At 67.1% G+C, this 26,164-nt stretch carries 30 protein-coding genes and 1 tRNA gene; 16 read left to right on the plus strand and 15 right to left on the minus strand.

Annotated features, from left to right (window positions below; genetic code table 11):
• Positions 1-58: 58 nt before the first annotated feature.
• On the plus strand, positions 59-2,071 hold the full coding sequence (locus PVW48_RS15685) for a cation:proton antiporter domain-containing protein (RefSeq protein ID WP_012177466.1): 2,013 nt from the start codon (positions 59-61) through the stop codon (positions 2,069-2,071).
• A 3-nt stretch (positions 2,072-2,074) separates the two neighbouring features.
• Here the strand turns inward: PVW48_RS15685 and cobT are convergent, their stop codons facing one another.
• A complete protein-coding gene (gene cobT, locus PVW48_RS15690; protein WP_274582003.1) occupies positions 2,075-3,112 on the minus strand; it encodes a nicotinate-nucleotide--dimethylbenzimidazole phosphoribosyltransferase in 1,038 nt (345 codons plus the stop codon).
• A gap of 96 nt (positions 3,113-3,208) precedes the next feature.
• Here cobT and PVW48_RS15695 point away from each other — a divergent pair, with 96 nt between their 5' ends.
• The gene (locus tag PVW48_RS15695) at positions 3,209-3,985 is read left to right on the plus strand and encodes an adenosylcobinamide-GDP ribazoletransferase (protein WP_274582004.1); all 777 of its coding nucleotides are present in this window, start codon (positions 3,209-3,211) and stop codon (positions 3,983-3,985) included.
• A gap of 49 nt (positions 3,986-4,034) precedes the next feature.
• Here PVW48_RS15695 and PVW48_RS15700 read toward each other — a convergent pair whose 3' ends face one another.
• The 5 genes from PVW48_RS15700 to PVW48_RS15720 all read right to left on the minus strand — a co-directional run bounded on the left by PVW48_RS15700 (position 4,035) and on the right by PVW48_RS15720 (position 9,195).
• Positions 4,035-4,547, minus strand: a complete 513-nt coding sequence (locus PVW48_RS15700; protein WP_012177463.1) for a CarD family transcriptional regulator — start codon at positions 4,545-4,547, stop codon at positions 4,035-4,037.
• Between the two features lie 307 nt (positions 4,548-4,854).
• Positions 4,855-5,193: a ferredoxin FdxA gene (gene fdxA, locus PVW48_RS15705; RefSeq protein WP_012177462.1), complete on the minus strand. Its 339-nt coding sequence runs from the start codon at positions 5,191-5,193 to the stop codon at positions 4,855-4,857.
• Positions 5,194-5,241: 48 nt separating this feature from the next.
• Positions 5,242-5,625 carry an RNA-binding S4 domain-containing protein gene (locus tag PVW48_RS15710; RefSeq protein WP_044028342.1) on the minus strand — a complete coding sequence of 128 codons (384 nt, stop codon included), beginning with the start codon at positions 5,623-5,625 and terminating at the stop codon, positions 5,242-5,244.
• Positions 5,622-8,585, minus strand: a complete 2,964-nt coding sequence (locus tag PVW48_RS15715) for a helicase-related protein (protein ID WP_274582005.1) — start codon at positions 8,583-8,585, stop codon at positions 5,622-5,624. The genes PVW48_RS15710 and PVW48_RS15715 overlap by 4 nt, the downstream gene beginning before the upstream one ends.
• Before the next feature lie 46 nt (positions 8,586-8,631).
• Entirely contained in the window at positions 8,632-9,195 is a 564-nt protein-coding gene (locus PVW48_RS15720) for a tetratricopeptide repeat protein (RefSeq protein ID WP_274582006.1), read from the minus strand.
• Positions 9,196-9,271: 76 nt separating this feature from the next.
• On the opposite strand from PVW48_RS15720, the gene PVW48_RS15725 reads away from it, so the two are divergent.
• Both PVW48_RS15725 and PVW48_RS15730 read left to right on the plus strand, forming a co-directional pair.
• On the plus strand, positions 9,272-9,559 hold the full coding sequence (locus tag PVW48_RS15725) for an SCP2 sterol-binding domain-containing protein (protein ID WP_274582007.1): 288 nt from the start codon (positions 9,272-9,274) through the stop codon (positions 9,557-9,559).
• Positions 9,560-9,563: 4 nt separating this feature from the next.
• Positions 9,564-10,508: an alpha/beta fold hydrolase gene (locus PVW48_RS15730; RefSeq protein WP_274582008.1), complete on the plus strand. Its 945-nt coding sequence runs from the start codon at positions 9,564-9,566 to the stop codon at positions 10,506-10,508.
• A gap of 20 nt (positions 10,509-10,528) precedes the next feature.
• Here the strand turns inward: PVW48_RS15730 and PVW48_RS15735 are convergent.
• Positions 10,529-10,605, minus strand: a tRNA-His gene (locus PVW48_RS15735).
• A 75-nt stretch (positions 10,606-10,680) separates the two neighbouring features.
• Positions 10,681-11,637, minus strand: coding sequence for a GNAT family N-acetyltransferase (locus PVW48_RS15740; protein WP_274582009.1), 957 nt, complete (start codon positions 11,635-11,637; stop codon positions 10,681-10,683).
• A 120-nt stretch (positions 11,638-11,757) separates the two neighbouring features.
• On the opposite strand from PVW48_RS15740, the gene PVW48_RS15745 reads away from it, so the two are divergent.
• Positions 11,758-11,946 (plus strand): DUF6324 family protein, encoded by a 189-nt coding sequence (locus PVW48_RS15745; protein ID WP_012177455.1) that lies wholly within the window; start codon positions 11,758-11,760, stop codon positions 11,944-11,946.
• Positions 11,947-12,074: 128 nt separating this feature from the next.
• Positions 12,075-14,039: a threonine--tRNA ligase gene (thrS, locus tag PVW48_RS15750; protein ID WP_274582010.1), complete on the plus strand. Its 1,965-nt coding sequence runs from the start codon at positions 12,075-12,077 to the stop codon at positions 14,037-14,039.
• Here thrS and PVW48_RS15755 read toward each other — a convergent pair.
• The gene (locus tag PVW48_RS15755; RefSeq protein WP_012177453.1) at positions 14,024-14,809 is read right to left on the minus strand and encodes a cobalamin B12-binding domain-containing protein; all 786 of its coding nucleotides are present in this window, start codon (positions 14,807-14,809) and stop codon (positions 14,024-14,026) included. The two genes, thrS and PVW48_RS15755, sit on opposite strands and share 16 nt — an antisense overlap.
• A gap of 278 nt (positions 14,810-15,087) precedes the next feature.
• Positions 15,088-16,167, minus strand: a complete 1,080-nt coding sequence (locus tag PVW48_RS15760) for a tartrate dehydrogenase (protein WP_012177452.1) — start codon at positions 16,165-16,167, stop codon at positions 15,088-15,090.
• 548 nt (positions 16,168-16,715) lie between these two features.
• Between PVW48_RS15760 and PVW48_RS15765 the strand changes: the two genes are divergently transcribed.
• The 4 genes from PVW48_RS15765 to PVW48_RS15780 all read left to right on the plus strand — a co-directional run bounded on the left by PVW48_RS15765 (position 16,716) and on the right by PVW48_RS15780 (position 19,299).
• The gene (locus PVW48_RS15765; RefSeq protein ID WP_012177451.1) at positions 16,716-17,003 is read left to right on the plus strand and encodes a BufA1 family periplasmic bufferin-type metallophore; all 288 of its coding nucleotides are present in this window, start codon (positions 16,716-16,718) and stop codon (positions 17,001-17,003) included.
• Positions 17,004-17,129: 126 nt separating this feature from the next.
• A complete protein-coding gene (gene bufB / locus PVW48_RS15770; RefSeq protein WP_274582011.1) occupies positions 17,130-17,996 on the plus strand; it encodes an MNIO family bufferin maturase in 867 nt (288 codons plus the stop codon).
• The gene (locus tag PVW48_RS15775; RefSeq protein WP_274582012.1) at positions 17,993-18,739 is read left to right on the plus strand and encodes an HvfC/BufC N-terminal domain-containing protein; all 747 of its coding nucleotides are present in this window, start codon (positions 17,993-17,995) and stop codon (positions 18,737-18,739) included. The genes bufB and PVW48_RS15775 overlap by 4 nt, the downstream gene beginning before the upstream one ends.
• Positions 18,733-19,299 (plus strand): DoxX family protein, encoded by a 567-nt coding sequence (locus tag PVW48_RS15780; RefSeq protein WP_274582013.1) that lies wholly within the window; start codon positions 18,733-18,735, stop codon positions 19,297-19,299. The genes PVW48_RS15775 and PVW48_RS15780 overlap by 7 nt, the downstream gene beginning before the upstream one ends.
• Here PVW48_RS15780 and PVW48_RS15785 read toward each other — a convergent pair.
• Positions 19,257-19,568, minus strand: a complete 312-nt coding sequence (locus PVW48_RS15785) for an ArsC/Spx/MgsR family protein (protein ID WP_274582014.1) — start codon at positions 19,566-19,568, stop codon at positions 19,257-19,259. The genes PVW48_RS15780 and PVW48_RS15785 overlap by 43 nt on opposite strands.
• Before the next feature lie 220 nt (positions 19,569-19,788).
• Here PVW48_RS15785 and PVW48_RS15790 point away from each other — a divergent pair, with 220 nt between their 5' ends.
• A complete protein-coding gene (locus PVW48_RS15790; RefSeq protein ID WP_012177446.1) occupies positions 19,789-19,998 on the plus strand; it encodes a cold-shock protein in 210 nt (69 codons plus the stop codon).
• Positions 19,999-20,085: 87 nt separating this feature from the next.
• Here the strand turns inward: PVW48_RS15790 and thyX are convergent, their stop codons facing one another.
• Entirely contained in the window at positions 20,086-21,003 is a 918-nt protein-coding gene (gene thyX / locus PVW48_RS15795) for an FAD-dependent thymidylate synthase (protein ID WP_274582015.1), read from the minus strand.
• A 176-nt stretch (positions 21,004-21,179) separates the two neighbouring features.
• On the opposite strand from thyX, the gene PVW48_RS15800 reads away from it, so the two are divergent.
• Positions 21,180-21,608: a VOC family protein gene (locus PVW48_RS15800; RefSeq protein WP_012177444.1), complete on the plus strand. Its 429-nt coding sequence runs from the start codon at positions 21,180-21,182 to the stop codon at positions 21,606-21,608.
• 1 nt (position 21,609) lies between these two features.
• Positions 21,610-22,347, plus strand: a complete 738-nt coding sequence (locus tag PVW48_RS15805; RefSeq protein ID WP_274582016.1) for a DUF1194 domain-containing protein — start codon at positions 21,610-21,612, stop codon at positions 22,345-22,347.
• A gap of 78 nt (positions 22,348-22,425) precedes the next feature.
• Here the strand turns inward: PVW48_RS15805 and PVW48_RS15810 are convergent, their stop codons facing one another.
• The 3 genes from PVW48_RS15810 to PVW48_RS15820 all read right to left on the minus strand — a co-directional run bounded on the left by PVW48_RS15810 (position 22,426) and on the right by PVW48_RS15820 (position 23,724).
• A complete protein-coding gene (locus PVW48_RS15810) occupies positions 22,426-22,923 on the minus strand; it encodes a MarR family winged helix-turn-helix transcriptional regulator (RefSeq protein WP_012177442.1) in 498 nt (165 codons plus the stop codon).
• Positions 22,924-23,035: 112 nt separating this feature from the next.
• Positions 23,036-23,335, minus strand: a complete 300-nt coding sequence (locus PVW48_RS15815; protein ID WP_012177441.1) for a succinate dehydrogenase assembly factor 2 — start codon at positions 23,333-23,335, stop codon at positions 23,036-23,038.
• Positions 23,332-23,724 carry a helix-turn-helix domain-containing protein gene (locus PVW48_RS15820; protein WP_012177440.1) on the minus strand — a complete coding sequence of 131 codons (393 nt, stop codon included), beginning with the start codon at positions 23,722-23,724 and terminating at the stop codon, positions 23,332-23,334. Before PVW48_RS15820 ends, PVW48_RS15815 begins: the two co-directional genes overlap by 4 nt.
• 90 nt (positions 23,725-23,814) lie before the next feature.
• Between PVW48_RS15820 and PVW48_RS15825 the strand changes: the two genes are divergently transcribed.
• Genes PVW48_RS15825 through PVW48_RS15835 form a run of 3 tightly spaced genes read left to right on the plus strand, consistent with a single transcriptional unit; the run spans position 23,815 to position 25,950 of the window.
• Complete coding sequence (locus PVW48_RS15825) at positions 23,815-25,017, plus strand: pyridoxal phosphate-dependent aminotransferase (RefSeq protein WP_012177439.1); 1,203 nt, start codon at positions 23,815-23,817, stop codon at positions 25,015-25,017.
• Between the two features lie 7 nt (positions 25,018-25,024).
• Positions 25,025-25,441 (plus strand): hypothetical protein, encoded by a 417-nt coding sequence (locus PVW48_RS15830; protein ID WP_274582017.1) that lies wholly within the window; start codon positions 25,025-25,027, stop codon positions 25,439-25,441.
• A 26-nt stretch (positions 25,442-25,467) separates the two neighbouring features.
• A complete protein-coding gene (locus PVW48_RS15835; protein WP_012177437.1) occupies positions 25,468-25,950 on the plus strand; it encodes a hypothetical protein in 483 nt (160 codons plus the stop codon).
• Positions 25,951-26,164: the final 214 nt, after the last annotated feature.

The following is a 26,164-nucleotide window of genomic DNA, read 5'->3' on the forward strand; positions in this document are numbered from 1 at the left end:
CCCGGTAGAGTAGCCCCACGCGCCCCAGTATCCACCACGACCCAAGCCAGGATCCCCGATGACCGCATTTCTGATCGAAGCGACCATATTCCTGTTGGCGGCGGTCATTGCCGTGCCGCTCGCGGTGCGGTTCGGGCTGGGTTCGGTTCTGGGCTACCTGCTGGCCGGGGTCATCATCGGTCCGGTTCTGGGCCTCGTGGGCACCGATGTGGAGGAGTTGCAGCATTTCGCCGAGTTCGGCGTGGTGATGATGCTGTTCCTGATCGGGCTGGAGCTGGAGCCGCGCGCCCTGTGGGACATGCGCGACCGGCTTCTGGGACTCGGCGGCTTGCAGATCGGGCTGACCATGGCGGCGATCACCGGCGGCTGCATCCTGCTCGGCTTTGCCTGGCCCGTGAGCCTCGCGATCGGGATGATCATGGCGCTGTCGTCGACCGCGATCGTGTTGCAGACCCTGAACGAAAAGCGGCTGATGCAGACCCCGGGGGGCCGCAGTGCGTTCTCGGTGCTGCTGACCCAGGATATCGCGGTGATCCCGATGCTGGCCTTCATGCCGCTTCTGGCGCTGTCGATCCTGCCCCATGCACCGGAGGCCCAAAGCCCCGCGAGCGGTCTTGCCGGTATCACCGCCGCCCCCGATGGCAGCGTTCAGCTCGCCCCGGGCGGCACCGACGGGCATGGGCATGACGATCATTCCGCAACCGCGGTGATGCACCTGCTGGACCAGTTGCCTGGCTGGGGACTGACCCTCGTCACCATCGCGGCGATTGCGGCGATCATTCTCGGCGGGCATTACCTGACGCGGCCCGTGTTTCGCTTCATCCATGCGGCCCGGATGCGCGAGATGAACACGGCTGTGGCATTGCTGTTCGTGACCGGGGTCGCGTCGCTGATGCTGATCGTGGACCTGTCGCCGGCGCTCGGCACCTTCCTGGCGGGCGTGGTGCTGGCCAACTCGGAGTACCGTCACGAGCTGGAGGCGGATATCGCGCCCTTCAAGGGACTGCTGCTGGGCCTGTTTTTCCTCACTGTCGGGGCGGGGATCAATTTCGGCGTCCTGTTCGGTGATCCGGTGCTGCTGATCTCGCTCACCCTGGGTCTGATGCTGATCAAGGGAGTGATCCTTCTGGGTCTCGCGATACTGTTCAAGATCAGGGGGCGGGATCGCTGGCTCTTCACCCTCGGTCTCGCCCAGGCGGGGGAGTTCGGCTTCGTGCTGATCAGCTTCGCGGTGGGTACCCATGTGTTGCCCGCCGAGCTGAGCCAGACCTTGTTGCTGGTGGTGGCATTGTCGATGCTGCTAACGCCCTTGCTGTTCATCGTCTATGACCAGGTTTCCGCCCGAATGGAGGAAGCCAGCGGGCCGCAACAGCCCCATGACGAGATCGACGAGCAGCAGCCGATCATCATCGCCGGGATCGGCCGGTTCGGGCAGGTGGTCAACCGCATGGTGCAGATGACCGGGATGAAGACAACGGTGCTCGACCACGACCTCGAGATGATCGAGCTGATGCGGCGCTTCGGGTTCAAGGGGTTCTTCGGCGATCCCACCCGGCCCGAACTGCTCCATGCGGCGGGGCTCGACAAGGCGCGGGTGCTGGTGGTGGCGCTCGACGACAGGGAGGCGGGGCTGCGCCTGGTGCAATACGCGCGGCGGATGCGGCCCGACCTGCATATCGTCGCCCGCGCCCGGGACCGGGTGCATGTCTACGAGCTCTATGCCGCTGGGGCCAATGACATCGTGCGCGAGACCTTCGACAGCTCCCTGCGGGCCGCGCGCTATGTGCTGGAAAACATGGGGATGAGCGAGTTCGACGCCGCGGATGCGGAGCACACGTTCTTCCGGATGGACCGCAAGGCGATGCGCGATCTGGCGGTGCTCTGGAAGCCGGGCGTGCCGGTCACCGAGAACACGGCCTATGTGACACGCGCCAAGGAGCTGAACCGCGACCTGGAGACCGCGCTGGTCAGCACCCTGGACGAGGGCAAGGCGGTGACCGGGTACAGCGACCGGTTCGCGACGCTGGAATCCGAGACCGCGATGAAGCAAAGCCGCAAGCCCACCGCCTGAGCCTCAGCCGTCGGACACGCCCGCCTCGGCGAAGGTGGCCATGCCGGAATGGCACGCGACCGCACCCTTAAGGATGCCCAGCGCCAGCGCCGCGCCGGAGCCTTCGCCGAGACGCAGGCCGAGCGACAACAGCGGCGTTTTGTCCAGCCGCGCCAGCAGGGCCTCATGCCCGCCTTCGGCCGACAGGTGCCCCGCCACCGCGTGATCGAGCGCGCCCGGCACGGCCTCGGCCAGGCAGGCCGCCGCCGCGCAGCAGATGAACCCGTCGAGGATCACCGGGATCCCCTCGCCGCGCGCCCGCGCGATGGCTCCGGCCATGGCCGCGAGCTCCCGTCCGCCGAGGCAGCGCAGCACCTCCAGCGGATCGCCCAGCGCCCCCGCGTTGACCGCGAGGGCCGCGCGCACCGCGTCGGCCTTGCGCGCGAGGCCCGCGTCGTCGACGCCCGTGCCACGCCCGACCCACCCCTCCGCGTCGCCGCCGTAAAGGGCCGCACACAGGGCCGCCGCCACGGTGGTGTTTCCGATCCCCATCTCCCCTGCCACCAGCACATGCGCCGTGGGATCGACCGCCTGCCAGCCCGTGGCGAGGGCCGCGACCACCTCGGCCTCGGTCATGGCGGGGCCTTGGGTGAAATCCGCCGTTGGCTTGTCCAGATCCAGCGCCTGCACCGTCATCTGCGCCCCGAAGGCCTGCGAGAGCTGGTTGATCGCGGCCCCTCCGGCCTCGAAGTTGGCGACCATCTGGGCCGTCACCTCGGCGGGGAAGGCCGAGATCCCCTGCGCCGTCACCCCGTGATTGCCTGCGAAGACCACCACCTGCGGCGCATCGAGACGCGGCGTCTCGGTCCCCTGCCAGGACGCCACCCAGATCGCCAGATCCTCCAGACGTCCGAGCGCCCCGGGCGGCTTGGTCAGCACGCCGTTGCGGGCCCGCGCCCGGGCCTCGGCCGGGCCATTCGGCCCCGGTGCATGTGCAAGGGCCGCGCGGAAGGCGCTGAGGGTCGTGAAGGGAGCATTGGAGGGGGGCGGCACGCTGGACATCCGGGCAAATTCCTGAAGAAAGAGACGTGCGGGCACTGTTTACCGACCGGCCCGCCCCTGCCACGCGACAGTCCGCCACAGCAATCGGAGCCTGCGATGTCCCGCCCCCGCCTTGTCGATCTCGGGATCGCCCTGAGCCTGCTGAGCCGGGTGCCGGTGCCGCAGGACCATGCCGCCGCCGGGGCCCGCGCGGCGCAGGCGGCCTGGGCCTATCCGCTGGTGGGCGCGGCTTTGGGCGGTGCGGCGGGCGGGCTGGGCTGGGCGTTGGCGGCGCTTGGCGTGCCGGCGGGCCCTGCCGCCGCGGTCATGCTCGCCGCCCTGGTCATGGTGACCGGGGCGTTACACGAGGACGGGCTGGCCGACAGTGCCGACGGGCTCTGGGGCGGCTGGGACGCAGCGCGACGGCTGGAGATCATGCGCGACAGCCGGATCGGCGCCTACGGAGTGTTGGCGCTGGGACTGGGGCTGCTGCTGCGCTGGAGCTGCCTTGCGGCACTTCTGGCCGAGACCGGACCGGTTGCCACGCTGGCCGCCCTGGTCGCGGTGGGGGCGATGTCCCGCGCAGCCATGGTGGGCGTGATGCGGGCCCTGCCCCTCGCACGAAATGACGGGCTTTCGCACAGGGTGGGCACCGTGCCCGGCTGGGCCGCCGGGCTGGCCGCGGCGGTCGGCCTTGGCACCGGCCTCGCGGTTCTGGGACCGGTGGCGGCGGTGGTTCTGGGGTTTGCGGGCGGGATCGCCGCGATCCTGGTTGGGCGGCTGGCCCGGTCCCGGATCGGTGGGCAGACCGGGGATATCCTGGGCGCGACGCAGCAGGTTGCCGAGATCCTCGGACTTTTGGCGCTCGCGACGCTTGTTGCCCAGAGCACATGAAAAAAGCACGGCCGAAGCCGTGCTTTGAACATCGTGAACTGTTGGAAGGTCAGGCCGCGCGCGACACCAGCACGTCATCGACGCGCTTCTGGGCATTGCCCTCGTCATCGCCGCTGACGGCCGCGATCTCGCGCGTCAGCCGCTCCAGCGCCGCCTCGTAGAGCTGGCGCTCGGAATAGCTCTGCTCGCGCTGGTCGTCATTGCGGTGCAGGTCGCGCACCACTTCGGCAATGGCGATCAGGTCCCCGGAATTGATCTTCTGCTCATATTCCTGCGCGCGGCGGGACCACATGGCGCGCTTGACCCGCGCCTTGCCCTTGAGCGTGTCCATGGCCTTCGACACGATGTCGGGGCTCGACAGGCTCCGCATCCCGACCTCGGTCGCCTTGTTCGTGGGCACCCGCAGGGTCATCTTGTCTTTTTCGAAGGAGATCACGAACAGCTCAAGCGTCAGTCCGGCGACTTCCTGCTCCTCGATCGACACGATCTGTCCGACCCCATGGGCCGGATACACCACGTATTCGTTGGGACGGAATTCGTTGGATTTGTTCGCCTTGCTCATGCACTTCCACTCCTGCTGGTGGACGCCACCGATACCGCAAACGATCTGGAACCGGGATTTCACACGGTCAGGCCTCTGTCTGTCGCGGTAAAAAAAACGCATCGGCACACAGGCTGAAGCGTTTTCGGTGGGCTCTCCACGTCAATGTATCTTGCCACCATACCAAAAAAAAGGCGGTTTGAGAAGGCACTTGCCGCAGGTGCAAACGCAACCTGTGCCCAAAACCCGGTTTTTCAGGGCATTTGAGCGAAATCAACGCGCCATTCCGCGGGCCAGCGCAGCGCATGCGCCCCGCTGGGCGAATCGGTCAGCCGCCCTCGCCGGGCGCTTCGGAGAAATACTTCTCCAGCTTGCCTTGTTCCCCGTCACGTTCTTCGGCGTCGGGCAGCTGGTCCTTCTTGGTGATGATGACCGGCCAGGCCTCAGAATACTTGCGATTGAACTCGACCCATTTCTCCATGTCCGGCTCGGTGTCGGGACGGATCGCGTCGGCGGGACATTCGGGTTCGCACACGCCGCAATCGATGCATTCGTCCGGGTGGATCACAAGCATGTTCTCCCCCTCGTAGAAACAATCCACCGGGCAGACCTCGACGCAATCGGTGTATTTGCAAGCGATGCAATTGTCGGTGACGACATAGGTCATGGGCGCGTTCCTTCGTGTGCTGCTCCTGCATTAAAACCCTCGGACGCATCATTCAAGCGGGGGGCGCCGGGATTCCTCGTAGTCGCGACGATGTTTCTTGGTCGGCCTCGGCCCCTTGCGCACCGGGGGAGGCTCGCAGGGGTCCGGCACCGGGGTCAGATCGGTGTAGAGCGCCTGTGCCTCGGGGGCCGGGCCGCGCCGCATGCCCGCCGCTTCGACGCGGATCACGCGGATCTGCCGCCCCTGCGCGAAGGTCAGCACATCCCCCGCCCCGACCGAGGCCGCGGGCTTCGTCACACGCGCCGAGTTGACCCGCACATGGCCCCCGCTGACCTGTTTCGCCGCGAGGCTGCGGGTCTTGAAGAACCGCGCGAACCACAGCCACTTGTCGAGCCGCTGGCGCGCGGGCTGCGGATCGCCGGTCGCGGTCAGGACTTGTCCTTGAGCCCCATGAGGGCTGCGGCAAAGGGGTTGTCCGGGTCGATCTTGTCCTTGCGCTCGGGCCGGGACTGGTAGGTCTTGGGCCCGGTCTCGCGCGCAGGGCGCCCACCGGGCTTGCCCTTGCCCCTCGGCTTGCCACCGGGCTTGCCGCCGGTCTTGGCATTGGGCCGCCCGCCGCTCTCGGCACCCTGGCGGCGCCCTCGGGCCTCGCCGCGGCGCGGTCGGGGGGACCAACGGAAGGTGTAGAACACCTCCACCTCCGGCTCGGCCTTCTCGGCAACCACGTCGCCGACGGCCTCGGCAGCGCCGGGCTCTGCAGGCTCCGCCGTCGCGTCGGGTATTTCCGCGGGCGGCGTCTCGGGGGTCTCGGTCGGGGCCTCGACAGGGTCTTCCGTCGGGGCCTCGGGCGGTGTTTCTGCCGGGGCCTCCTGCGGGACTTCGACGGGCATTTCCCTTGGCGCCTCCGGCGGGGTTTCCGAGGGGGTCTCGTTGGGCGTCTCTGACGGCACGTCGGACGGCTCACCCTCCGGCGTCTCCGCCACCTCTGCCGGCGCAGCCGCGACCGGCGCGGGCTTCACCTTGGGCCGCTCGCCCTTCTCGGCGGCATAGCCCAGCCCCTGCATCAGGTCGGCGAACTGTTCCAACGTCATACCCGTGATCGAGAGCATGTCCGGCGTTGCCTCGAACCCGCCACGGGTATCGACGCTGCGCAGCATGTCGGCCAGACGCTCCAGCATGTCGATGCGGATCGCCCGCGCCCCGGCGGCCCGATACCCGGATTCGGTGTAGATCTCCTGCGCGACCCCCTCGACCGTCGGAATCGTCACGAGGCCCGGCGGCGGGCTTTCGGGGAACACGTCGCGCTCCTTGGCCAGCGACGACAGGACCAGCCGCAACCGGGTCGGCGCGGGCTTCAGCAACAGGGGCAGGAAGATCGTGAACTGCCCGAACCGCACCCCGTGCTTGCGCAGGAGCGCGCGGGCATCCTGGTCCAGCGATTTGACGTCATTGGCCACGGTCCCGCGCGGCAGCACGCCCAGCGCCTCGACCAACTGGAAGGCGAACCCACGCACCAGCCCGGTGAGCGCCTCGTCCCGGCTCATGGCCATGAGCGGCTCGAACAGGGCGGCGATCTTGCGGTCGATGAAATGCTGCAAGCGGCGCTCGACCTTCTGGGCGACCTCGGGCCCGGCCTCGTCATCGACGAAGGCCTGCACCATGGGCTTGAGCGGGTCGGCGCCCTTCACGAGCTTGCCCACCGCATGCTCGCCCCACATCAGGCCACCCTGCTCGGTATAGTCGATCTCGGTCTCCGGCGCGTTGTAGAACCGGTCGGCGCGCAGATGAAACTCCGGCGCGAGCGCGGCCACGGCGGCGGCGCGCACGGTCTTGGCCTCCTCCGGCGTCGCGGTCTTGTCCTGGCGGAAGCGGAACCCCTCGAGACGGCCGATCAGCTCGCCCTCAACGGTTACTTCACCCTTGTCGTTTACGTCAGCCACCAGGCTCTCCTTCTGCTTCAACCGCCGCAGGAGCACAGATGTGCGGCGGTCGACAAATCTCTGGGTCAGTGCCATGTGCAGGGCATCTGACAAGCGGTCTTCTACAGCGCGGGTTTCGCCGCGCCAATGGCTATCCTGTTCGACCCACCCCTTGCGTTGGGCGACATAGGTCCATGTGCGAATATACGCCAAGCGTTTCGACAATGTGTCAATGTCGCCATCTGTCCGGTCGATACGGGCGACTTGTCGCGCAAACCACGGCTCGGGCACGCGGCCCTCGTCATGCAGGAAGCCGAAAATCCGCGTCAGCATGCCCGCGTGTTCGCCCGCCGAGATGCCGCGGAAGTCGGGGATTCGGCAAACATCCCACAAAAGCCGCAGATCGCGCGCATCCGACAGGCGCGCGGCGACCTCGGCCTCTGCCGCCAGGGTCTTGAGCGCGGCCAGATCGTCCGATTCCCGGGATCGGGCAAGCCACTCGTCCTCTGGCGCGGCCTCCAGCGAGGCGATGAGCCGCCCGGGCCCGGTGAAGTCGAGCCGGGCGCTGCGCCATTGCAGCTTGCGAATCGGGGTAAACCGCGAGGCCTCGATGGCCGCGACCACCTCCGGCGTGATTTCGGGCGCCTCGCCGGTCACCCCGAAGGTGCCGGGCGTCATGTAGCGCCCCGCGCGCCCGGCGATCTGGGCCAGCTCGTTGGGCGCCAGCGCCCGCATCCGGCGACCGTCGAATTTCGACAGGCTGGAGAAGGCGACATGGGCCACATCCAGGTTCAGCCCCATCCCGATGGCGTCCGTCGCCACCAGGTAATCCACATCGCCGTTCTGATAGAGGTCCACCTGGGCGTTGCGGGTGCGCGGGCTGAGCGCGCCCATCACCACGGCACAACCGCCCTTCTGCCGCCGGATCAGCTCCGCCATGGCATAGACATTGTCGACCGAGAACCCGACGATGGCCGAGCGCGGCTTCATCCGGCTGATCTTCTTGGCCCCGGTATAGGTCAGCTCGGAAAACCGCTCCCGGCGCAGGAATTGCGCCTTGGGCACCAGCGCTGCAATCGCCCCGCGCATGGTCTCGGCTCCCAGAAACAGCGTCTCCTGCAGACCGCGTGCCCTGAGCAGGCGGTCGGTGAACACATGGCCCCGCTCGGGATCGGCACAAAGCTGGATCTCGTCCACCGCGAGGAAATCGGCGCCAATCTCCTGCGGCATCGCCTCGACCGTGCAGACCCAGTATTGCACCCGGTCCGGCACGATCCGTTCCTCGCCGGTCACCAGGGCCACCACGGACGGGCCGCGCAGGGCGACGATCTTGTCATAGACCTCCCGCGCAAGCAGCCGCAGGGGCAACCCGATCACGCCCGTCCGGTAGCCCAGCATCCGATCTATGGCGTAATGGGTCTTGCCGGTATTGGTCGGACCGAGGACCGCGGTGATCCGCGCGTCGTGTCGCATGGTGATGAGGTCCCCAGTGGCCCGGTCGTCATGTGGCGCGGTCTGGTCAGAGGCTCTGGCCGCCCAGCTCCCGCTCCAGACTTTCTATCGCCTCGCTTATATCGGGGCGCTTGGGATGTATAGCTTTGGCCGCCTGAAACGCGGCAAGCGCGGCTTCCGGCTCACCCATCTCGCTCAGGATGCGGCCCACGCCCGACAGGGCGCCGAAATGCTGTGGGTTGAGGGTCAGGGCCCGGCCCAGATCGCTCAGCGCCGGTCCGTAGAGATCGGCAAGGAAATAGGCCGTCGCCCGCGCATACCAGCCCTCGGCGAACTCGGGCGCATGATCGGTCAGCGCGGTCAGATGCTCGATGGCCGCATCGTAATTCTGGGCCTCCATCGCATCGCGCCCCCGGTCCAGCAGCAGGTCCGCCGCCGGAGAGCCGGATTGCGACCAGGCGTCGTAGATGCGCCGCTCCACCGCCTCCCAGTTCTGCAGGTCCGGCGCCTGGAGCCGCTCCATCAGCGTCTCGACATCGGCCGATTGGGCCTGCACCGCACCGCCCGCCAGTGCGACGCAGAGAAAACCTGCCGCGAAGGCAGCGTTGAGGCGTTGAACAATCCCGGTCATCATGGCTCTTATGGTAACGCAGCCGCCGGAAAAAGCGAGAGCCCGGCAGTCACAACTTGGAGCGACAGGGAAATCCATGAGCGAAGTGATCGAGAAGGCCGTCGAGGCCCTGCAGCAACGTCTGCCTGACGGGTTCGACGGCACGGTGAAATTCGTCATCGAAGACGAAGGCGCCGTGATGGTGGACGAAAACGGCGTGCGCGCCGGCGACGAGGACGCCGAATGCACCCTGACCGCCAGTTCGGACACTTTCCAGGGGATCATGTCCGGCGACGTCAATCCCACGGCCGCTTTCATGACCGGCAAGCTGAAGCTGGACGGTGACATGGGGATGGCGATGAAACTCGGCAGCGCGCTGAGCTGATCTCTTGACGGACCCTGCCCCCTATCGCGCGGACCTCGCACGGGCCCCGCAGGACGCGCGCGCCGTCTGGGTGCGCGCCGATGACGGTGTGCGCTTGCGGGTGGCGCTCCATGCCACGGGCGACAAGGGCACGGTCCTGATCTTCCCCGGTCGCACCGAGTGGGTCGAGAAATACGGGCGGGTCGCCGGGGATCTGGCGTCCGCGGGCTACAGCGCGCTGGTTATCGACTGGCGCGGACAGGGTCTGTCGGACCGCCTGCTGGATGATCCGCTCAAGGGCCATGTGGCCGATTTTCCGGACTACCAGATGGATGTGCAGGCCGCGCTGGATTGCGCCCGGGATGCAGGGTTGCCGGAGCCCTATTTCCTGATCGCGCATTCCATGGGCGGCGCCATCGGCCTGCGCGCGGTGATGCAGGACCTGCCGGTGCGCGGCGCGGTGTTCTCCGGGCCGCTCTGGGGGGTGAAATTCCCGCTCTGGGCGCGGCCCGTGGCGGGGCTTCTGGGCACGCTGTCTTCGTGGTTCGGGCTCGGCGAGGGATACGCGCCCAGCACCAGCCCGGAGCCCTATATCCTGACCGCCCCCTTTCACGACAACCTGCTGACCACCGACCGGGCCGAGTATCAGGACATGGCCGACCAGATGCGGGCCGAGCCGGGCTTTGCCCTGGCCGGGCCGACGATGATCTGGGTGCACGAGGCCAATTGCGAATGCAAATGGCTCGCGACGCAGCCCTCCCCCGCCCTGCCCTGCCTGACCTTGCTGGGCACGAACGAGCGGATCGTGGATGTGGGCGTGATCCACGAGCGCATGGCGCGCTGGCCCGGCGGCGAGCTGGTCTTGGTCGAGGGCGGCGAACACGAGGTGCTGATGGAATCACCCGACAAGCGCGACCCGCTGATCGCGCGGATGATCGCGTTCTTCGACGCGCATCGCGGCGACGCGTAGACTGGCAAAGGAAGGGGGGGTGGTACCACCGCCCCGGCTCGAACGGGGGACCTCCTGATCCACAATCAGGCGCTCTAACCAACTGAGCTACGGCGGCACGCTGCGAGGGTTTAGCCCCGAGATTTCCCGATTGCAAGAGGCGGAACCGGCCCGCGCCGTGCTTTTTCGACCCTCAGAGCGTCATCTCCCAGTGCTGTTCTACCACATCCCGCCCGAAGTTTCGAGTTGGCTTGGTCCCGGTGATCTCGAACCCGGCGGCGGCGTAGAGGCGCCCGGCCGCTGCATGGCTTTCATGGGTCCAGAGCGCGGCGCGCCGGTACCCGACCGCGCGGGCGAAGCCGAGCCAGTCGGCCAGCATCCGCCGCCCCAGCCCGGTGCCGCGCAGGGACGGCTCCAGCCAGAACAGGCGCAGCTGTGCCATGTCCGGCGCGGGCCCCCGGACGCAGAACACCGAGCCCAAGGGCAGACCGTCGCGCACCGGGATGAATGCGCGCTCCCGCGCCGGGTCGCGGGTCTTGAGGTACTCCACGAGGACTTCCGCCACGAGCCGCTCGAAACTCGCATCGAAACCCGCCTCGATCCGGTAAAGCTCTGCGTGACGCTGGATCAGCCAGCCGAGATCCCCCGGCGCCATGTCCCGGATCGTGATCGCGGAGGCCGCGAGCCCAGGATCGCCCAGCGCCGTCCGTACCCGCGCGATGGCCCGGTCGAGCGCGGGGCGCTCGGCATCGCTGAGGCCCGCAAGGCTGTCGCGGACCTGGCGCCGCGCCACCTCTTCATGGGCCGCACGGCGGGCCGCCCCGGTCTCGGTCAACTCCAGCAGGGCGACGCGCCCATCCTCCGGGCTCGCCGTCCGGCGCAGCCAGCCCTGCGCGGCAAACCGTTTCAACACCCGGCTGACATGGCCCTCGTCAAGCGCGAGGTGCCGGGCAAGCTGCCGCGCGGTCCAGGTCGCCAGCCCCAATTCATGCAGGATCCGCATCTCGGTCAGGCTCATGTCGCCGTCCGGAGCCGTACGGCTCAGCACGCCCGACGCCCGCGTCACGATGCGATTGAGCGCCCGCATGTTCTCGACCGTTTCCGGCGGCAGGGCCGCTGCAGCGGTGCCGGGGGATGGATCATGCGGCATGTTGGCCTCCCATTTACTTGCATACTGCAAGCTATTTCCATGCTTGTGTCAAGCGATCTGCATCTTGCCCCCTCGCCCGTGGCGGAGTACCTGCGGGCCGCGCAACCTCAGGAGCTTCCCATGGGCATCGACAAGCAAAGCGACATTGCCGCCAATCTTCAGATCGGCCCGACCTCGCTCGGGATGGTGCGGATCTATGTGGAGGCCGAAGGCGTCGACCTGCCCCTGGATTTCGACCCCGACGAGGCCCTGGAGATCGCCGAGGAACTCAGGGCCGCCGCCGAGCGCGCGCGCCGGGTCAAGCCCTGAGCCGGGGCCTGCGGCCCCCCGCCGCCCGACTGCGCCCTTGACGCGCCCGCCCCCGGGCGGCATGTGACCGGCACACATATTCCCGCAACCGGGCGTTCCGTGGGCGCCGAACCGACGAGGCAGCCGATATGGCCCAGATCTCTCTCACCTTTCCCGATGGCAATGCACGCGATTTCGACGCAGGGGTCACCCCGGCGGAGGTCGCCGCCAGCATCTCGACCTCCCTCGGCAAGAAGGCCATCTCCGCCACCGTGAACGGCGCGCATCACGACCTGCAATGGCCCATCGACGCCGATGCCAGCATCGCGATCCACACGCTCAAGGACGACGCCCAGGCGCTGGAACTGATCCGCCACGACTGCGCCCATATCATGGCCCGCGCCGTGCAGGAGATCTGGCCCGATGTGAAAGTCACCATCGGCCCGGTGATCGAGAACGGCTTCTATTACGATTTCGACCGGGCGGAGCCCTTCACCCCCGAGGATCTGGGCCAGATCGAGGCCAAGATGAAAGAGATCATCAATGCCCGCGATCCCGTCCGCACAGAGGTCTGGGACCGTCCCCGCGCCATCGCCCATTACGAGGCGAATGGCGAGCCCTACAAGGTCGAGTTGATCGAGGCGATCCCGGGCAACGAGCCGCTGCGCATGTACTGGCATGGCGATTGGCAGGATCTCTGCCGCGGCCCGCACCTGCAACATACCGGGCAAGTGCCCGCGGACAGCTTCAAGCTGATGTCCGTCGCGGGGGCCTATTGGCGCGGGGACAGCTCCCGTCCGATGCTGCAACGGATCTACGGCGTGGCGTTCCAGAACCGCGACGCCCTGAAAAAACACCTCCACATGCTGGAGGAAGCCGCCAAGCGCGATCACCGCAAGCTCGGCCGCGAGATGAACCTGTTTCACATGCAGGAAGAGGCCCCCGGGCAGGTCTTCTGGCACCCTAACGGCTGGACCGTCTACACCACGTTGCAGGACTACATGCGCCGCCGTCAGCGCGAGAATGGCTATGTGGAGGTCAACACCCCGCAGGTCGTCGACCGCAAGCTGTGGGAGGCCTCCGGCCACTGGGACAAATACCAGGAAAACATGTTCATCGTCGAAGTAGACGAAGAACATGCCCGCGAAAAGGCGATCAATGCCCTGAAACCGATGAACTGCCCCTGCCATGTACAGGTCTACAATCAGGGCCTGAAATCCTATCGTGACCTGCCCCTGCGCATGGCCGAGTTCGGCGCCTGCAACCGCTATGAGCCGTCCGGCGCGCTGCACGGGCTCATGCGGGTGCGCGGCTTCACCCAGGACGACGCCCATATCTTCTGCACCGAGGACCAGATCCAGGACGAGACCGCCCGCTTCATCCGGATGCTGAGCACGATCTATCGCGACCTGGGTTTCGAGAGCTTCGACATCAAGTTCTCCACCCGCCCCGAGGTGCGCGCAGGCTCCGACGCGGTCTGGGACAAGGCCGAGGCCGCGCTGGAGGCCGCGATCCGCACGGTGACGGACGATTTCGAACTCGATCCGGGCGAAGGCGCGTTCTACGGGCCGAAGCTCGACTTCAAGCTTACCGACGCCATCGGCCGCGAATGGCAGTTGGGCACCTTCCAGGCCGATTTCGTGCTGCCGGAACGGCTCGATGCCACCTATATCGGTGAGGACGGCGCGAAACACCGCCCCGTCATGCTGCACCGCGCGATCCTGGGCTCCTTCGAGCGGTTCCTCGGCATCCTGATCGAGAACTTCGCAGGCAAGCTGCCCTTCTGGCTCGCCCCGCGCCAGGTGGTCGTCGCCTCGATCATCTCCGAGGCCGATGATTACGTGCGCGAGGTGGTGGCGGCCCTCACCCGGGCGAGCATCCGCGCCGAGGCCGACATCCGCAACGAGAAGATCAACTACAAGGTGCGCGAGCACAGCGTCGGCAAGGTGCCCGTGATCCTCGCCGTGGGCCGCCGCGAGATGGAGGAACGCACCGTCACCCTGCGGCGGCTGGGCGAAAAGCAGACCTCGGTCGTCGGCCTCGATGCGCTGGTGGCGGATCTCGCCGCCGAAGCGACCCCGCCGGACCAGCGCCCGGATCAACCCGCCGTCTGAACCGCGCGCAGGGCCGAGTCGATATCGTGCACGACCTGCACGGGCGTTCCGGGCTGGAGCGTCCCGTGCAGGTCCGCCGCCCCGGCCCCGCCCAGCAGGATCGGGACATTGAAAGGCAGTTTCTGGATCTGACCGATCAGCAGTCTTAGCGGCTGAACCGGGTCGAACTTGCTGGCCGTGAGCCCGACCGCGTCGGGTCGCAACCGCCGGATACGGTCGACGATCTCCTTGGGCAGCATCTCGAGCTGCAGGTCCACCTGCCAGCCTGCCTGCCGGAACGCCTCCGCGGCGAGGATGATCCCGAACGTGTGGGTCTGCCGCGGCAGCGTGGCGAAGACCGCGTGGGACTCGTCCGCCTTCCGGATCAGCGGCACGTACCGCCGCCCGACCCGCTGGTGCAGCCTGTGCAACTCCGTCACGGCGATCGCTACGTCCGCAAAGGACAACCTGTCCTCCTCCCACCGGGTTCCGAGACGACGCGCACAGGCGGCGAAAATCCCGTCGGCGAGATCCGCATAGCCCTGGCGCTGCCCGATCCGGCTCCGCACCATCGCCTCGGAGGCCTCGATGTCGCGCGCCACGAGCAGGGTACACAGGCTTTCGATGAAATCTTCGGAGGCGGGCACCTCCGGTCGGGCCACGCGGGTGGCGACGTTCTCAAGCGCGAGCTTGACCACCGTCATCAGCGTGTCTTCCGAAGGGGACGCCCCGATGCCTGTCTCTGTCTCGGTCTCGGTTTTGCGGGGCTCGGCGTCGTCCGATGCAGGCATGTCCCGGCCCTTTCATGCAGTTCCTCAGACAGATGGTCTGGGCCTCCCAACTGTCAAGAAAATCTGACAGGATGATCCCCGACGGACGAGACATTCCGCCTCCATGCGCGAGAAACCCGCCCGGTCCGGTCTCCCGAGGGCCCGCGGCCCCGCGAAGCGCCACGCCGCCACGGCGTTCGGCCTCACCCGGACAAGACGGACCGCGGGGAAAAGCCGCGCCCAGGCGGGAACGCGCCAGCAGGCTCACACCGCCCCGTCACACCACGCCGGATCGCGGTTCACAGCCTTTCGAGGGCCGCGACGATCGCATCACCACAGGCCACCGTTCCCGCCTGTCCACCAAGATCGGCGGTCCGGCGCACCGGGTCCGCGAGCACCTCTTCGAGGGCCGCGACGATCGCGGCGGCGGCCTCGCCCTGCCCGAGATGATCCAGCATCATCGCCCCCGCCCAGACCTGGCCCACCGGATTGGCGATGCCCTTGCCCGCGATATCCGGGGCAGAGCCGTGGACCGGTTCGAACAGCGACGGGAAATCGCGCTCCGGGTTGATGTTGCCGGAGGGCGCGATGCCGATGGTCCCCGTGCAGGCCGGGCCGAGGTCCGACAGGATGTCTCCGAACAGGTTCGAGGCGACGACCACGTCGAACCAGTCGGGGTGCAACACGAAGTGCGCGGTCAGGATATCGATATGATACTTGTCGACCGCGACCTCCGGGTATCCCTTCGCCATCTCGACCACCCGCTCGTCCCAATAGGGCATGGTGATGGAAATGCCGTTCGACTTGGTGGCCGAGGTCAGGTGCTTCTTCGGCCGGCTCTGCGCCAGTTCGAAGGCAAAGCGCAGGACGCGGTCCACACCGACACGGGTCATCACCGTTTCCTGCATCACGGTTTCCCGCTCTGTGCCCTCGAAGATGCGCCCACCGATGGACGAGTATTCTCCTTCGGTATTTTCGCGCACCACCCAGAAGTCGATCTCACCCGGCGCGCGACCCGCGAGAGGCGAGGTCACCCCGGGCATGAGCCGCACGGGGCGCAGGTTGACATACTGGTCGAACTCCCGCCGGAACTTCAGCAGGGATCCCCAGAGCGACACATGATCCGGCACCATGTCGGGCCAACCCACAGCCCCGAAATAGAGCGCATCGCTGTCGCCGATCCGGGATTTCCAGTCATCGGGCATCATCTGGCCATGGGCCTGGTAATAGGCCGCGGACGCGAAATCATGGGTCTCGAACTCGAGCCCGATATCGAACTTGCGCGCCGCCGCCGTCAGAACCTTCAGCCCCTCGGGCACGACCTCGGTCCCGATCCCGTCGCCGGGAATGACTGCGATGCGGTAGGCGTTGCGGCTCATGCGGGGTGATCCTCCGGTTGCGGGCCATGGCGCGCGGCGGCGCGTGTCGATGCGCGGCGGATCGCCCTGAGACAGAGCGCAGTATCCGCGACGCCTTGCCCGACGATGGCATGGGCACGGGGGAATGGCCACGGCCCATGACAAGGGCCCTGACGCGGTCCTTGTGTGGGAGACCAAAATCCCACGCGTCCACCGAGGGGTACAGGGCGCAGCGCTCACATGTCCTCACGACCCGCCCCATGGTGCGCCACGGGACGGCAGCGCCCCTTTTGTCTTTGTTTCAGCCGCAGCGCAGCAATCCCGCGGGCCTCCTCACGAAAAGCCCCAACCCGCTCGCGCGCCCAAACATCCCCGTGAACAGACCACGCGAAACCGGGGGCATTTTTGAAACAATGTTTCTCCGCAACACGGCTCCGTGACACACGCGCCGGTGAGTAGGGCGTGAGCGCCCCCTTGGCCTACGGTCAGGGCATCGCAAGACGCGAGCCCCGCATCCCCGGACACAGACCGGAGCGGGGGATGGACAACCCAAAACGAAAGAGAAATCCATGTCGAAATCCATTACCGCCGTCGCTCTCGCCGGGGCCGTTGCCGCCGCTCTGACCGGTCACGCCACCACCGCCGAGGCCCAGGCACAAGAGAAATGCTTCGGCGTGTCCCTGGCGGGCGAGAACGACTGCGCTGCCGGCCCCGGCACCACCTGCGCGGGCAGTTCCACCGTGGACTACCAGGGCAACGCCTGGACCCTCGTGCCCGCTGGCACCTGCGAAACCATGGAAGTGCCCGGCGACCGCATGGGCTCCCTCGAAGCCCTCGACCGCGACCTGCCGGCCTGAGCGCGCCGCACCACGCGCCCGGTCTCCGCGGGGACCGGATGCGTGCAGCCGGGGTGCCGGACGGGGGTCGATCCCCCGACCGGCACCCATGCCTTTCTTCCCTGCCCGAGACCTGAAAGACGCGCCATGTTCGACCATTCTCCCGACCGCCCCCTGCCCGCCGCCCCCGGCGTCGGCTACAAGGCGCAGCACTTTCAGGCTATCCTCGACGCCCCCGCCCCCGTCGCCTGGCTGGAGATCCACGCCGAGAACTACATGGGCGCCGGCGGACGCCCCATCGCCCAGCTCAAGGCCCTGGCCGACCGCTTCCCTATCTCGGTCCACGGGGTCGGGCTGTCCATCGGCGGCGAAGGCCCGCTCGATGCCGACCACCTCGCCCGGCTGAAGCACCTCGTCGGCTGGCTCGACCCGGCGAGTTTCTCCGAACATCTCGCCTGGTCCACCCATGACAGCCACTTCCTCAACGACCTGCTGCCGCTGCCCTACACGCAGGCCACCCTCGCCCGGGTCTGCGCCCATATCGACGAGGTCCAAACCACGCTCGGGCGCCGGATGCTGCTGGAAAACCCCTCCACCTACGTGGCCTTCACCGACAGCGAGATGTCCGAGATCGACTTTCTGACCGAGATTACCCGGCGCACGGGCTGCGGCCTGCTGCTCGACGTCAACAACGTCTTCGTCTCCGCCACGAACCAGAACTGGGATGCCCGCGCCTATATCGACGCCTTCCCGCTCGCCGCCGTGGGCGAGATCCATCTCGGCGGCCATGAAGAGGACGCCGACGAGTACGGCGCCCCCCTGCTGATCGACAGTCATGGGGCAGAGGTCGTGGACCCGGTCTGGGCGCTCTACGCCCACACCCTAGCGCGTTCCGGGCCCCGCCCGACCCTGATCGAATGGGACACAGATGTGCCGGACTGGCCGGTGCTCGCCGCCGAGGCCCGCCGGGCCGCCGACCTCTTGGCCCCGCTGGCATCCCCGGTCGCACCATGAGCCAGACCGCCTTCACCGACGCCCTGCTGCGCCCCGACGCTCCGGTCCCCACGGGCATCACCGACCCGCAGGGCCGCATCTCGACCAAACGCTTCAATATCTACCGCAACAACGTCGCGGCCTCTCTCACCGAGGCGCTGGAAACCGGCTTCCCGGTGATCCGCAAACTCGTCGGCGACGCGTTCTTCAAGGCCATGGCGGGCGTGTTTCTGCGCGCACACCCGCCGCGCTCCCCGGTGATCAGCGGCTATGGCACCGCCCTGCCCGCGTTTCTCGAAACCTTCCCGCCAGTGGCCCACCTGCCCTATCTCGCCGATGTCGCGCGGCTGGAGCTTGCCCTGCGCATCAGCTACCACGCCGCCGACCACCGGACCCTGCCGCCCGCGCGCTTCGCCGCGCTGCCGCCCGACACCCTGGTGCAGACGCGCTTTGCCCTCGCCCCGTCCCTGATCCTGCTGCGCAGCCCCCATGCGGCTTTCGACATCTGGCGTGCCAACACCGCGGCTGACGCGCCGCCCCCGGGCCCGGGTCCACAGGATATCGCGGTCACGCGCCCGGGCTTCGATCCCGCGCCGCAAACCCTCGCCCCCGGCGCCTTCACCTTCCTCAAGACCCTGCAAGCAGGCGAGCCGTTCGGCACGGCCCTGACCGCCGCCACCGCCGAGGCCCCCGCTTTCGATCTGACCACAACCCTGTCGCTCGCCTTTTCCGAGCAACTCTTCTCGGAGGAGACCCCATGCTGACGCTCTACGCCCGTGTCACCGATATTCTCGACGACATCGCCCACTGGCTGACCCCGACCGCCGCGCGCCTGCTCTTCGCGGCTGTGCTCTTCGTCTATTACTGGAATTCCGGCCTGACCAAGCTCGGCGACGGAGTCTTCGGCTTCCTCTTCCCCTCCACCGGCGCCTATATCCAGATCTTCCCCAAAACCGTCGAGGCACTCGGCTACGACACCTCGCAACTGGGCGTCTTCCACTGGGCCGTCGCCGTGGCGGGCACCTGGGCCGAATTCATCCTGCCCGTCCTGATCGTGCTCGGCCTCTTCACCCGGCTGGCCGCGCTCGGCATGATCGGCTTCGTGGTGGTGCAAAGCTGGGTCGACGTGACCGGTCACGGGCTCGGGCCGAAAGATGTCGGCGCGTTTTTCGACGGCGACCCCTCGTCGCTGATCCTGGATCAACGGGCGTTCTGGGTCTTCGTGCTGGGCTACCTCGTGCTGCGCGGCGCCGGACCGGTCTCGGTCGACGCGCTCTTGCGTCAGAGCAGCCGCGCCTTCACATCCGCCCCCCAGCCCAGGTGAAGCGTGCCGCCCGGGGTCTCGATCACCGGGCGTTTCATCAAGGTCGGATGCGCCGCCAGCAACGCCTCGGGCGCCTGCGCCCGCGCCGCCTCGTCCAGCCCCCGCCAGGTGGTCGAGCGGGTGTTGAGCAGCGCGTCACCGAAGGCCGCCAGGAACCTGTCGATCTCCGCCGCCGTCAGGGGCTCGACGCGGATATCGCGCAGTTCCGCGCCCAGCGCACCCACGGCTTTCCGGCACGTGTCGCATGTCTTGATCCCGTAAACCCGCATCCTGTCCTCCCCGGTTCCTCGCAGAAATGAACACCGCCGGACCGCGCGGCTCAAGCCCAAATTTTCTTTGACTTATGAAACGGGCGACCCACGTGTAATTTTGTAAATGACCTTGGTTTCAAGGCGCATTTGCACCCTGCCCGGGGCGCGGACCCGGATACGAAAACCAGCAAAACGATGCCTTCGGCATCTGAGGACTACCGAGAAGGGAGACGCGGACATGCCGACTGGCACCGTGAAGTGGTTCAATACAACCAAGGGTTACGGGTTCATCGCACCCGACGAAGGCGGCAAGGATGTGTTCGTGCACATCTCGGCCGTGGAACGGGCCGGCCTGACGGGCCTGGCCGACAATACCAAGATCGAATATGAGCTCAGGGAAGGCCGAGACGGCAGGTCCTCCGCGACCGAATTGAAGGTCGTGGGCTGACACGACCCTCCCCCTCCAGCCCCGCATGCACCAAGACCCGAAGCGTCCGCGCTTCGGCCCAAGCACCTGTCCAGATCGCCGGCGGGCTCAGCCCCAGACGGCCTCGAACTCGCGCCACTCACCCTTGCTCATGCCGGAATTCTCCTGGGTGACGGTTTCGCCTGCAAGCCGCCGCTTCAGGCAATCGACGCCCCTGGCGCTCAGCTGCACCGCGCCCATCCGGTAATCCTCGAACGCGGCATAGGCCGCCGGGACCCAGTCCTTCACCATCTCGCAAATCGCATCCGCATAGACCCGGATCTCGTACTGCGCATGGGCATCGGCCCGCAGCCGCAGGAAATGGAACAGGTTGTGCAGGTCCACCTTCCAGTACCACTGGGTATAGACATTGGCCGGCAGGTTCATCCGCGCCAACTCCCGCGCCAGGCCCTGCTGGCCGTCCTGGCTCAGCATGTCCTCGTAATGGTCATAGGCCCGCATGCTGTCTTCCTTCAGAAGCCGCAGCACCCGCTCGGCCTCCGCGCCCTGCAGGGTCTCGCCGCGCCCCTGGTTGTTCACCCGGGACTGGGCGGCGAGCTGTTCCGGCGCGGGGATGTAGAACTCCCTGTCCAGCACCGAATACCGTGCGGAATACTCGTTCACATTCGCCGTGCGGTGCCGGATCCACTGGCGCGCCACGAAGACCGGCAGCTTCACATGCAGCTTGATCTCGCACATTTCGAACGGCGTCGAATGCCAGTGCCGCATCAGGTACCGGATCAGCCCGCTGTCGTCGCGCGCCTTCTTGGTGCCCGCGCCGTAGCTGACCCGCGCCGCCTGCACGATCGCCGCGTCGTCGCCCATGTAATCCACCACCCGCACGAAGCCGTGGTCCAGCACCGGCTGCGGCGTATAGAGATGCGCCTCCATCCCCGGGGCGACCGCCCGAAGGGTCGGCTGCGGGTTGGAGCGCAGGGCCGCGATCTCGGCCTCGGGTGTCTGGGGCGTGTCGGCCTGGTCGTTCATGGGAAGCGCCTCTTTTCCTGACATATCTACATTCTGTGGATTCGGACCGGGATTTCTACCACAAAATGTGTTCGTGCGTGCTGCACCCCACAGAATCTTGTGGATAACCCGGGTCCGGCTTGCTCCGCCCCCGGTTCCGGCTACCTGTTGGGCACCGGAACTAACGGACAAGACTCATGCTGGAATTCTATCATACCATGGTCCGCGTAAAGGACCTGGACACCTCCCTCGCCTTCTACAAGCTGCTCGGCCTCGAAGAGGTCCGCCGCCGCGACAGCGAACAGGGCCGCTTCACCCTGGTGTTCCTGAAGGCCCCGGGCGACACCGGCGCGCCGCCGCTGGAGCTGACCTATAACTGGGACGGGGATGAGGGCCTGCCGAGCGACAGCCGTCATTTCGGGCATCTCGCCTTCCTGACCGACGACATCTACGGGCTGTGCCAGCGCCTGATGGACGCGGGCGTGACCATCAACCGCCCGCCGCGGGACGGACACATGGCCTTCGTGCGCTCGCCCGACAACGTCTCGATCGAGCTTCTGCAGAAAGGCGATGCCCTGCCCCCGGCCGAGCCCTGGGCGCAAATGGAAAACACCGGGCACTGGTAGGATGATGCGCGCGGTGGCCCTGGCGCTCGCCGCCCTTGTCGGGCTCGGGCCGGGCCTGGCCCGGGCCGAGACCCCCTGTCGGCAGGCGCTGGCGCTCGGGATGGATGTGTCGGCCTCGGTCGACGCCGCCGAATACCGCCTGCAACGGGATGGCCTCGCCCATGCCCTGCTCGACCCGGCGGTGGTCGCGGCCTTCACCGCCCTGCCCGATGCCCCCGTGACGCTGATGATCTTCGAGTGGAGCGGCTATCGCAGCCAGACGGTCCTGCTGCCCTGGACCCCGATCCGGTCCCGGGACGATCTGCGCGCTGCGGCCTCGGTGCTGGCCGCTCCCTCCGGGCCGCGCAACGAGAACGCCACGGCGATCGGCGGGGCCGCGCTCTTTGCCGCCCGCGCCTTCGGGCAGGTGGCCGATTGCTGGCGCAAGACGCTGGATCTGTCGGGGGATGGCAAGAACAATGACGGGCCGACCCCGGGCATGCTGGCGCAGGATCCGCGCCTCGACGGGATCACCATCAACGGTTTGGTCATCGGCGCGGGGTCCGGCACCGACGCCACCCGGCGCAATGCCCATATCGGGGAGATGGTCGCCTATTTCCAGCGCCACGTGATCCGGGGTCCGGGCGCGTTTACCGAGGTTGCCCTGGGCTTCGAAGGGTTCGAGATGGCGATGCGTCGCAAGCTGCTGCGCGAGATACGCGTATTGCAATTCTCGGAGCTGGCCTCCGGGCCGCGCTGAGCGCGAGGGCAGCCCCGAGGCACGCAACCGCGCCCAGCCAGAGCACACCGGTCATCACCAGGTCCATTCCGCGCCCTCTCAGTAGATGTAGCGGATCTGGTCGGCCCAGTACCGCTCCATCCGCCGCAGGGCGGTGTTGATCTCTTCGAGACTTTCGCGCCCCAGAACGCCCTTGCTTTCCAACCCGCTTGCATGGCGCGCGAACAGGTCGCCGACCACCCGGCGCACCTTGTGCCCCTCCTCGGTCAGGCGCACCCGGACGGACCGACGGTCGATCTCGCTGCGCTGGTGATGCATGTAGCCCATCTCCACCAGCTTCTTGAGGTTGTACGAAACGTTGGAGCCCTGATAATAGCCGCGGGATTTCAGCTCCCCCGCCGTGACCTCGTTATCGCCGATATTGTAGAGCAGCAGCGCCTGCACCGCGTTGATCTCCAGCACACCGACCCGCTCGAACTCGTCCTTGATCACATCGAGCAGCAGACGATGGAGACGTTCCACAAGCGACAAGCTTTCGAGATACCCGGTCAGAACACCGAGATCGGGGGCGTCTTCCAGTCGCGCGTGCAAGCTCATGTCATTCTCCGAGTATCAGTACCTGAGGCCGACACTCGGGGAATTTCCCCAACAATCCCTTAATGCAAACGCTTCTATTGTCGGAAAAATCAAAAAAACCTGCCCGGGTCCGTCACCGGCCGGTCTGTCCCAACCGCGTCACCAGTGCCGCGAACCGCTCCGGTGGCGCGGCCTGCCCGGAGACCCATTGATAGAGATCCTGGTCGTTTTCCTTCAGCAGCGCGTCGAACGCGTCGAGCTCGGCCTCGCTCATCCCGGCGAGGTGCGTGTCCGCGTAAGGCCCGAGGATCAGGTCCATTTCCTTGATCCCCCGGCGCCAGGCGCGGATCTTCATGCGCTTGATCCGGGCCTCCGGGGTCTCGTTGGGGGTGACGACCCCCATGGCGGCTTCGGTCAGGTGAAATTCGCTCATGGCGCATTCTCCAGGCTCTTGCGCAACCGTTTTTCCAGCCGGGCCATGCGCCCGCTCAGGCGCGTCATCTCCGCCTGCACCTGGCGCAGCTCGGTCAGGGCGGCGCGCACATCCCCGGGCATGTCGCTGCCGAGATCGGGCGCGTCGATCCCCTCGCCCTCCCCGGTCATCAGCCAGCTCAGGGACACGTTGAGCAGCCCCGAGAGCATCTGGATCCGGTTCGCCCTCGGCTCCGACAGATCCTCTTCCCAGTCGCGCAGGGTCTTGGCCTTCACGCCCAGCCGCTTGGCCAGTTGCGCCTGGGTCAGCCCCACCGCCTCCCGGGCCCCGGCGAGCCTGTCCCCGAAGGTGGCCGTCGCTTCGGAATACCAGTCCTGGTCTTCGGGCATTGCGCTCCGCTCCCTTGCGTTTCGGCTTGATTGGCAGATGCCGCAAGCCTAAGACATGGACCCGGGTTATGCAAACCGGAGTCCCCTGAAATGTCCTTCCTTTCGACCTCTCTCGCCCGTGTCAAACCGTCGCCGACCATCGCGGTGACCAACATGGCAAACGAGCTCAAGGCCGCCGGGCGGGACGTGATCGGTCTCGGCGCCGGTGAGCCTGATTTTGACACGCCCCAGAACATCAAGGATGCCGGAAAAGCGGCCATCGATGCCGGGAAAACGAAATACACCGCCGTGGACGGCATCCCCGAGCTGAAAAAGGCGATCGTCGCGAAGTTCAAGCGCGACAATGGCCTGGACTATGACACCACGCAAGTGACCGTGGCCAATGGCGGCAAGCAGATCCTGATCAACGCGCTGATGGCGACCATGAACCCCGGCGACGAGGTGATCATCCCCGCGCCCTACTGGGTGAGCTACCCGGACATGGTGCTCCTGGCGGGCGGCGAGCCGGTGATCGCGGAGGCCTCGATCCAGACCGGCTTCAAGCTGACCGCCGACCAGCTGGAGGCGGCGATCACGCCCCGCACCAAGTGGTTCATCTTCAACTCGCCGTCGAACCCCACCGGGGCGGGCTACACCGCCGCCGAGCTCAAGGAACTGACCGATGTGCTGCTGCGCCACCCCCATGTCTGGGTGATGACCGACGACATGTACGAGCACCTGGTCTATGACGATTTCGAGTTTGCCACCCCCGCCCAGGTGGAGCCGAAACTCTACAACCGCACCCTGACCTGCAACGGGGTCTCCAAGGCCTATGCCATGACCGGCTGGCGGATCGGCTATGCCGCGGGCCCCAAGGAGCTGATCGGCGCGATGCGCAAGATCCAGTCCCAGTCCACCTCCAACCCCTGCTCGATCAGCCAATGGGCCGCGGTCGAGGCCCTCGACGGCACCCAGGACTACATCCCCGAGAACAACAAGACCTTCAAACGCCGCCGCGACCTGGTGGTCGGCATGCTCAACGACGCCCAGGGGATCAGCTGCCCGAAACCAGAGGGCGCGTTCTACGTCTATCCCTCCATCGCGGGCTGCATCGGCAAGACCTCCGCCGGGGGCACCAAGATCACCGATGACGAGGCCTTCGCCAAGGCCCTGCTGGAGGAAAAAGGCGTCGCCGTGGTCTTCGGAGCGGCCTTCGGGCTCAGCCCCAATTTCCGGGTCAGCTACGCCACCTCCGACGACGCCCTGACCGAAGCCTGTACCCGCATCCAGGACTTCTGCGCAGGGCTCAGCTGAGGCGGCGGTGTCCCTGTCCCTACCCAACCTCTACTTCCGGGTGAAGGAGAACGGCGCGACAGTGTTTCGGGTGACCGCCGAAACCCGTCAGAACCGGCTCGACATGACGCAGGTCGCCACGGTGAACATCCGCAATGGCGACATCAAGGTGCAGAACAACAAGGACATCTCCGACACCGAGCGCACCGAGATCGAAGCCTGGATCGAGACCCGCCGCGCCGTGCTCGATGCGCGCCACATGGACGACGTGCACCGAACGGTGGATTTTCTCAACCACACTGCGCAATGGGTCCAGTCCCGCGCCACGGATGACGAGCTCGAAGAGATCACCGACACCCTGCTGCTGACCATGCACGACCTGCGCAGCCTGCTGGTGCGCAAGAAGGCCGACCGGGTGATGGCGGCACGTCCCAAGGACGACTGACACCGCCCCCGCCGAAGGAGACCGCCATGTCCACCCCGCCAGCCCCGGCACCCGCCGCAAGCCCCCGCAAACTCGTGGCCGGCATGATGGCCCTGAGCAGCGCGCTGCTCTTCATCGTCTTTCTGGCCGAGGATTTCGGCGGTCTCATGGCAACGCTGCAGGCCGAACTGCCCTGGGGGCTGGTGCTGCGCTACCTGGTGGCGATGGCGGCGGGCGGCGCGCTCTGCGGGGCGCTGCTGTCGGGGCTGTTCGGGCGACAGGGGCTCGGCGGCTGGCTGCTGGCCGGGCTCGGCGGGATCGTCACCGCAACCATCGCCGGGATGCTGGGCAGCCTTCTGGGCCTGCTGCCGGACCTGTTGGCCGATGGCTGGCAGACCCGGGACCTGGTCGCGGTCGGGGCCGGCGCGCTGGTCCTGCCCCTGGCCGCAACCGGCTGGACACCGCTGCTGGCGCTCTGGGCCGCCGTGGTCGGCGGCACCCATATCCGGGTCCGACGACTGCGCAGCTAGAAGCCAGCGCGTGCCAACCCTCCACCCGGTGGCGCGCACATGTCCCACCACGCCGCACGGGGGGCAACAATTCCGCCCTCTCCCGAGACTGGCGCCTTATCCGTGACATCCTCACCTGTGTCTGACGGGTCTCCCAAGGGCCGCCATGAACACATTCTGACAGGCACCGTGATCGCGGGTGTCCTTCGCAGCCAGCGGCGCGGCACCGACGACG

Source organism: Dinoroseobacter sp. PD6, assembly GCF_028807315.1.
GTDB classification, from domain to species: domain Bacteria; phylum Pseudomonadota; class Alphaproteobacteria; order Rhodobacterales; family Rhodobacteraceae; genus Dinoroseobacter; species Dinoroseobacter shibae.

Coding starts and splice junctions, on each gene's coding strand:
- PVW48_RS15810 (WP_012177442.1), bottom strand. CDS start 22,923: ATGAGCTTGCACGCGCGACTGGAAGACGCCCCCGATCTCGGTGTTCTG.
- PVW48_RS15745 (WP_012177455.1), top strand. CDS start 11,758: ATGGGCATCGACAAGCAAAGCGACATTGCCGCCAATCTTCAGATCGGC.
- PVW48_RS15720 (WP_274582006.1), bottom strand. CDS start 9,195: ATGACCGGGATTGTTCAACGCCTCAACGCTGCCTTCGCGGCAGGTTTT.
- fdxA (WP_012177462.1), bottom strand. CDS start 5,193: ATGACCTATGTCGTCACCGACAATTGCATCGCTTGCAAATACACCGAT.
- PVW48_RS15790 (WP_012177446.1), top strand. CDS start 19,789: ATGCCGACTGGCACCGTGAAGTGGTTCAATACAACCAAGGGTTACGGG.
- thyX (WP_274582015.1), bottom strand. CDS start 21,003: ATGAACGACCAGGCCGACACGCCCCAGACACCCGAGGCCGAGATCGCG.
- PVW48_RS15685 (WP_012177466.1), top strand. CDS start 59: ATGACCGCATTTCTGATCGAAGCGACCATATTCCTGTTGGCGGCGGTC.
- thrS (WP_274582010.1), top strand. CDS start 12,075: ATGGCCCAGATCTCTCTCACCTTTCCCGATGGCAATGCACGCGATTTC.
- PVW48_RS15775 (WP_274582012.1), top strand. CDS start 17,993: ATGAGCCAGACCGCCTTCACCGACGCCCTGCTGCGCCCCGACGCTCCG.
- PVW48_RS15760 (WP_012177452.1), bottom strand. CDS start 16,167: ATGAGCCGCAACGCCTACCGCATCGCAGTCATTCCCGGCGACGGGATC.
- PVW48_RS15805 (WP_274582016.1), top strand. CDS start 21,610: ATGATGCGCGCGGTGGCCCTGGCGCTCGCCGCCCTTGTCGGGCTCGGG.
- PVW48_RS15785 (WP_274582014.1), bottom strand. CDS start 19,568: ATGCGGGTTTACGGGATCAAGACATGCGACACGTGCCGGAAAGCCGTG.
- PVW48_RS15815 (WP_012177441.1), bottom strand. CDS start 23,335: ATGAGCGAATTTCACCTGACCGAAGCCGCCATGGGGGTCGTCACCCCC.
- PVW48_RS15800 (WP_012177444.1), top strand. CDS start 21,180: ATGCTGGAATTCTATCATACCATGGTCCGCGTAAAGGACCTGGACACC.
- bufB (WP_274582011.1), top strand. CDS start 17,130: ATGTTCGACCATTCTCCCGACCGCCCCCTGCCCGCCGCCCCCGGCGTC.
- cobT (WP_274582003.1), bottom strand. CDS start 3,112: ATGTCCAGCGTGCCGCCCCCCTCCAATGCTCCCTTCACGACCCTCAGC.
- PVW48_RS15825 (WP_012177439.1), top strand. CDS start 23,815: ATGTCCTTCCTTTCGACCTCTCTCGCCCGTGTCAAACCGTCGCCGACC.
- PVW48_RS15835 (WP_012177437.1), top strand. CDS start 25,468: ATGTCCACCCCGCCAGCCCCGGCACCCGCCGCAAGCCCCCGCAAACTC.
- PVW48_RS15755 (WP_012177453.1), bottom strand. CDS start 14,809: ATGCCTGCATCGGACGACGCCGAGCCCCGCAAAACCGAGACCGAGACA.
- PVW48_RS15740 (WP_274582009.1), bottom strand. CDS start 11,637: ATGCCGCATGATCCATCCCCCGGCACCGCTGCAGCGGCCCTGCCGCCG.
- PVW48_RS15820 (WP_012177440.1), bottom strand. CDS start 23,724: ATGCCCGAAGACCAGGACTGGTATTCCGAAGCGACGGCCACCTTCGGG.
- PVW48_RS15765 (WP_012177451.1), top strand. CDS start 16,716: ATGTCGAAATCCATTACCGCCGTCGCTCTCGCCGGGGCCGTTGCCGCC.
- PVW48_RS15715 (WP_274582005.1), bottom strand. CDS start 8,585: ATGCGACACGACGCGCGGATCACCGCGGTCCTCGGTCCGACCAATACC.
- PVW48_RS15700 (WP_012177463.1), bottom strand. CDS start 4,547: ATGAGCAAGGCGAACAAATCCAACGAATTCCGTCCCAACGAATACGTG.
- PVW48_RS15780 (WP_274582013.1), top strand. CDS start 18,733: ATGCTGACGCTCTACGCCCGTGTCACCGATATTCTCGACGACATCGCC.
- PVW48_RS15695 (WP_274582004.1), top strand. CDS start 3,209: ATGTCCCGCCCCCGCCTTGTCGATCTCGGGATCGCCCTGAGCCTGCTG.
- PVW48_RS15725 (WP_274582007.1), top strand. CDS start 9,272: ATGAGCGAAGTGATCGAGAAGGCCGTCGAGGCCCTGCAGCAACGTCTG.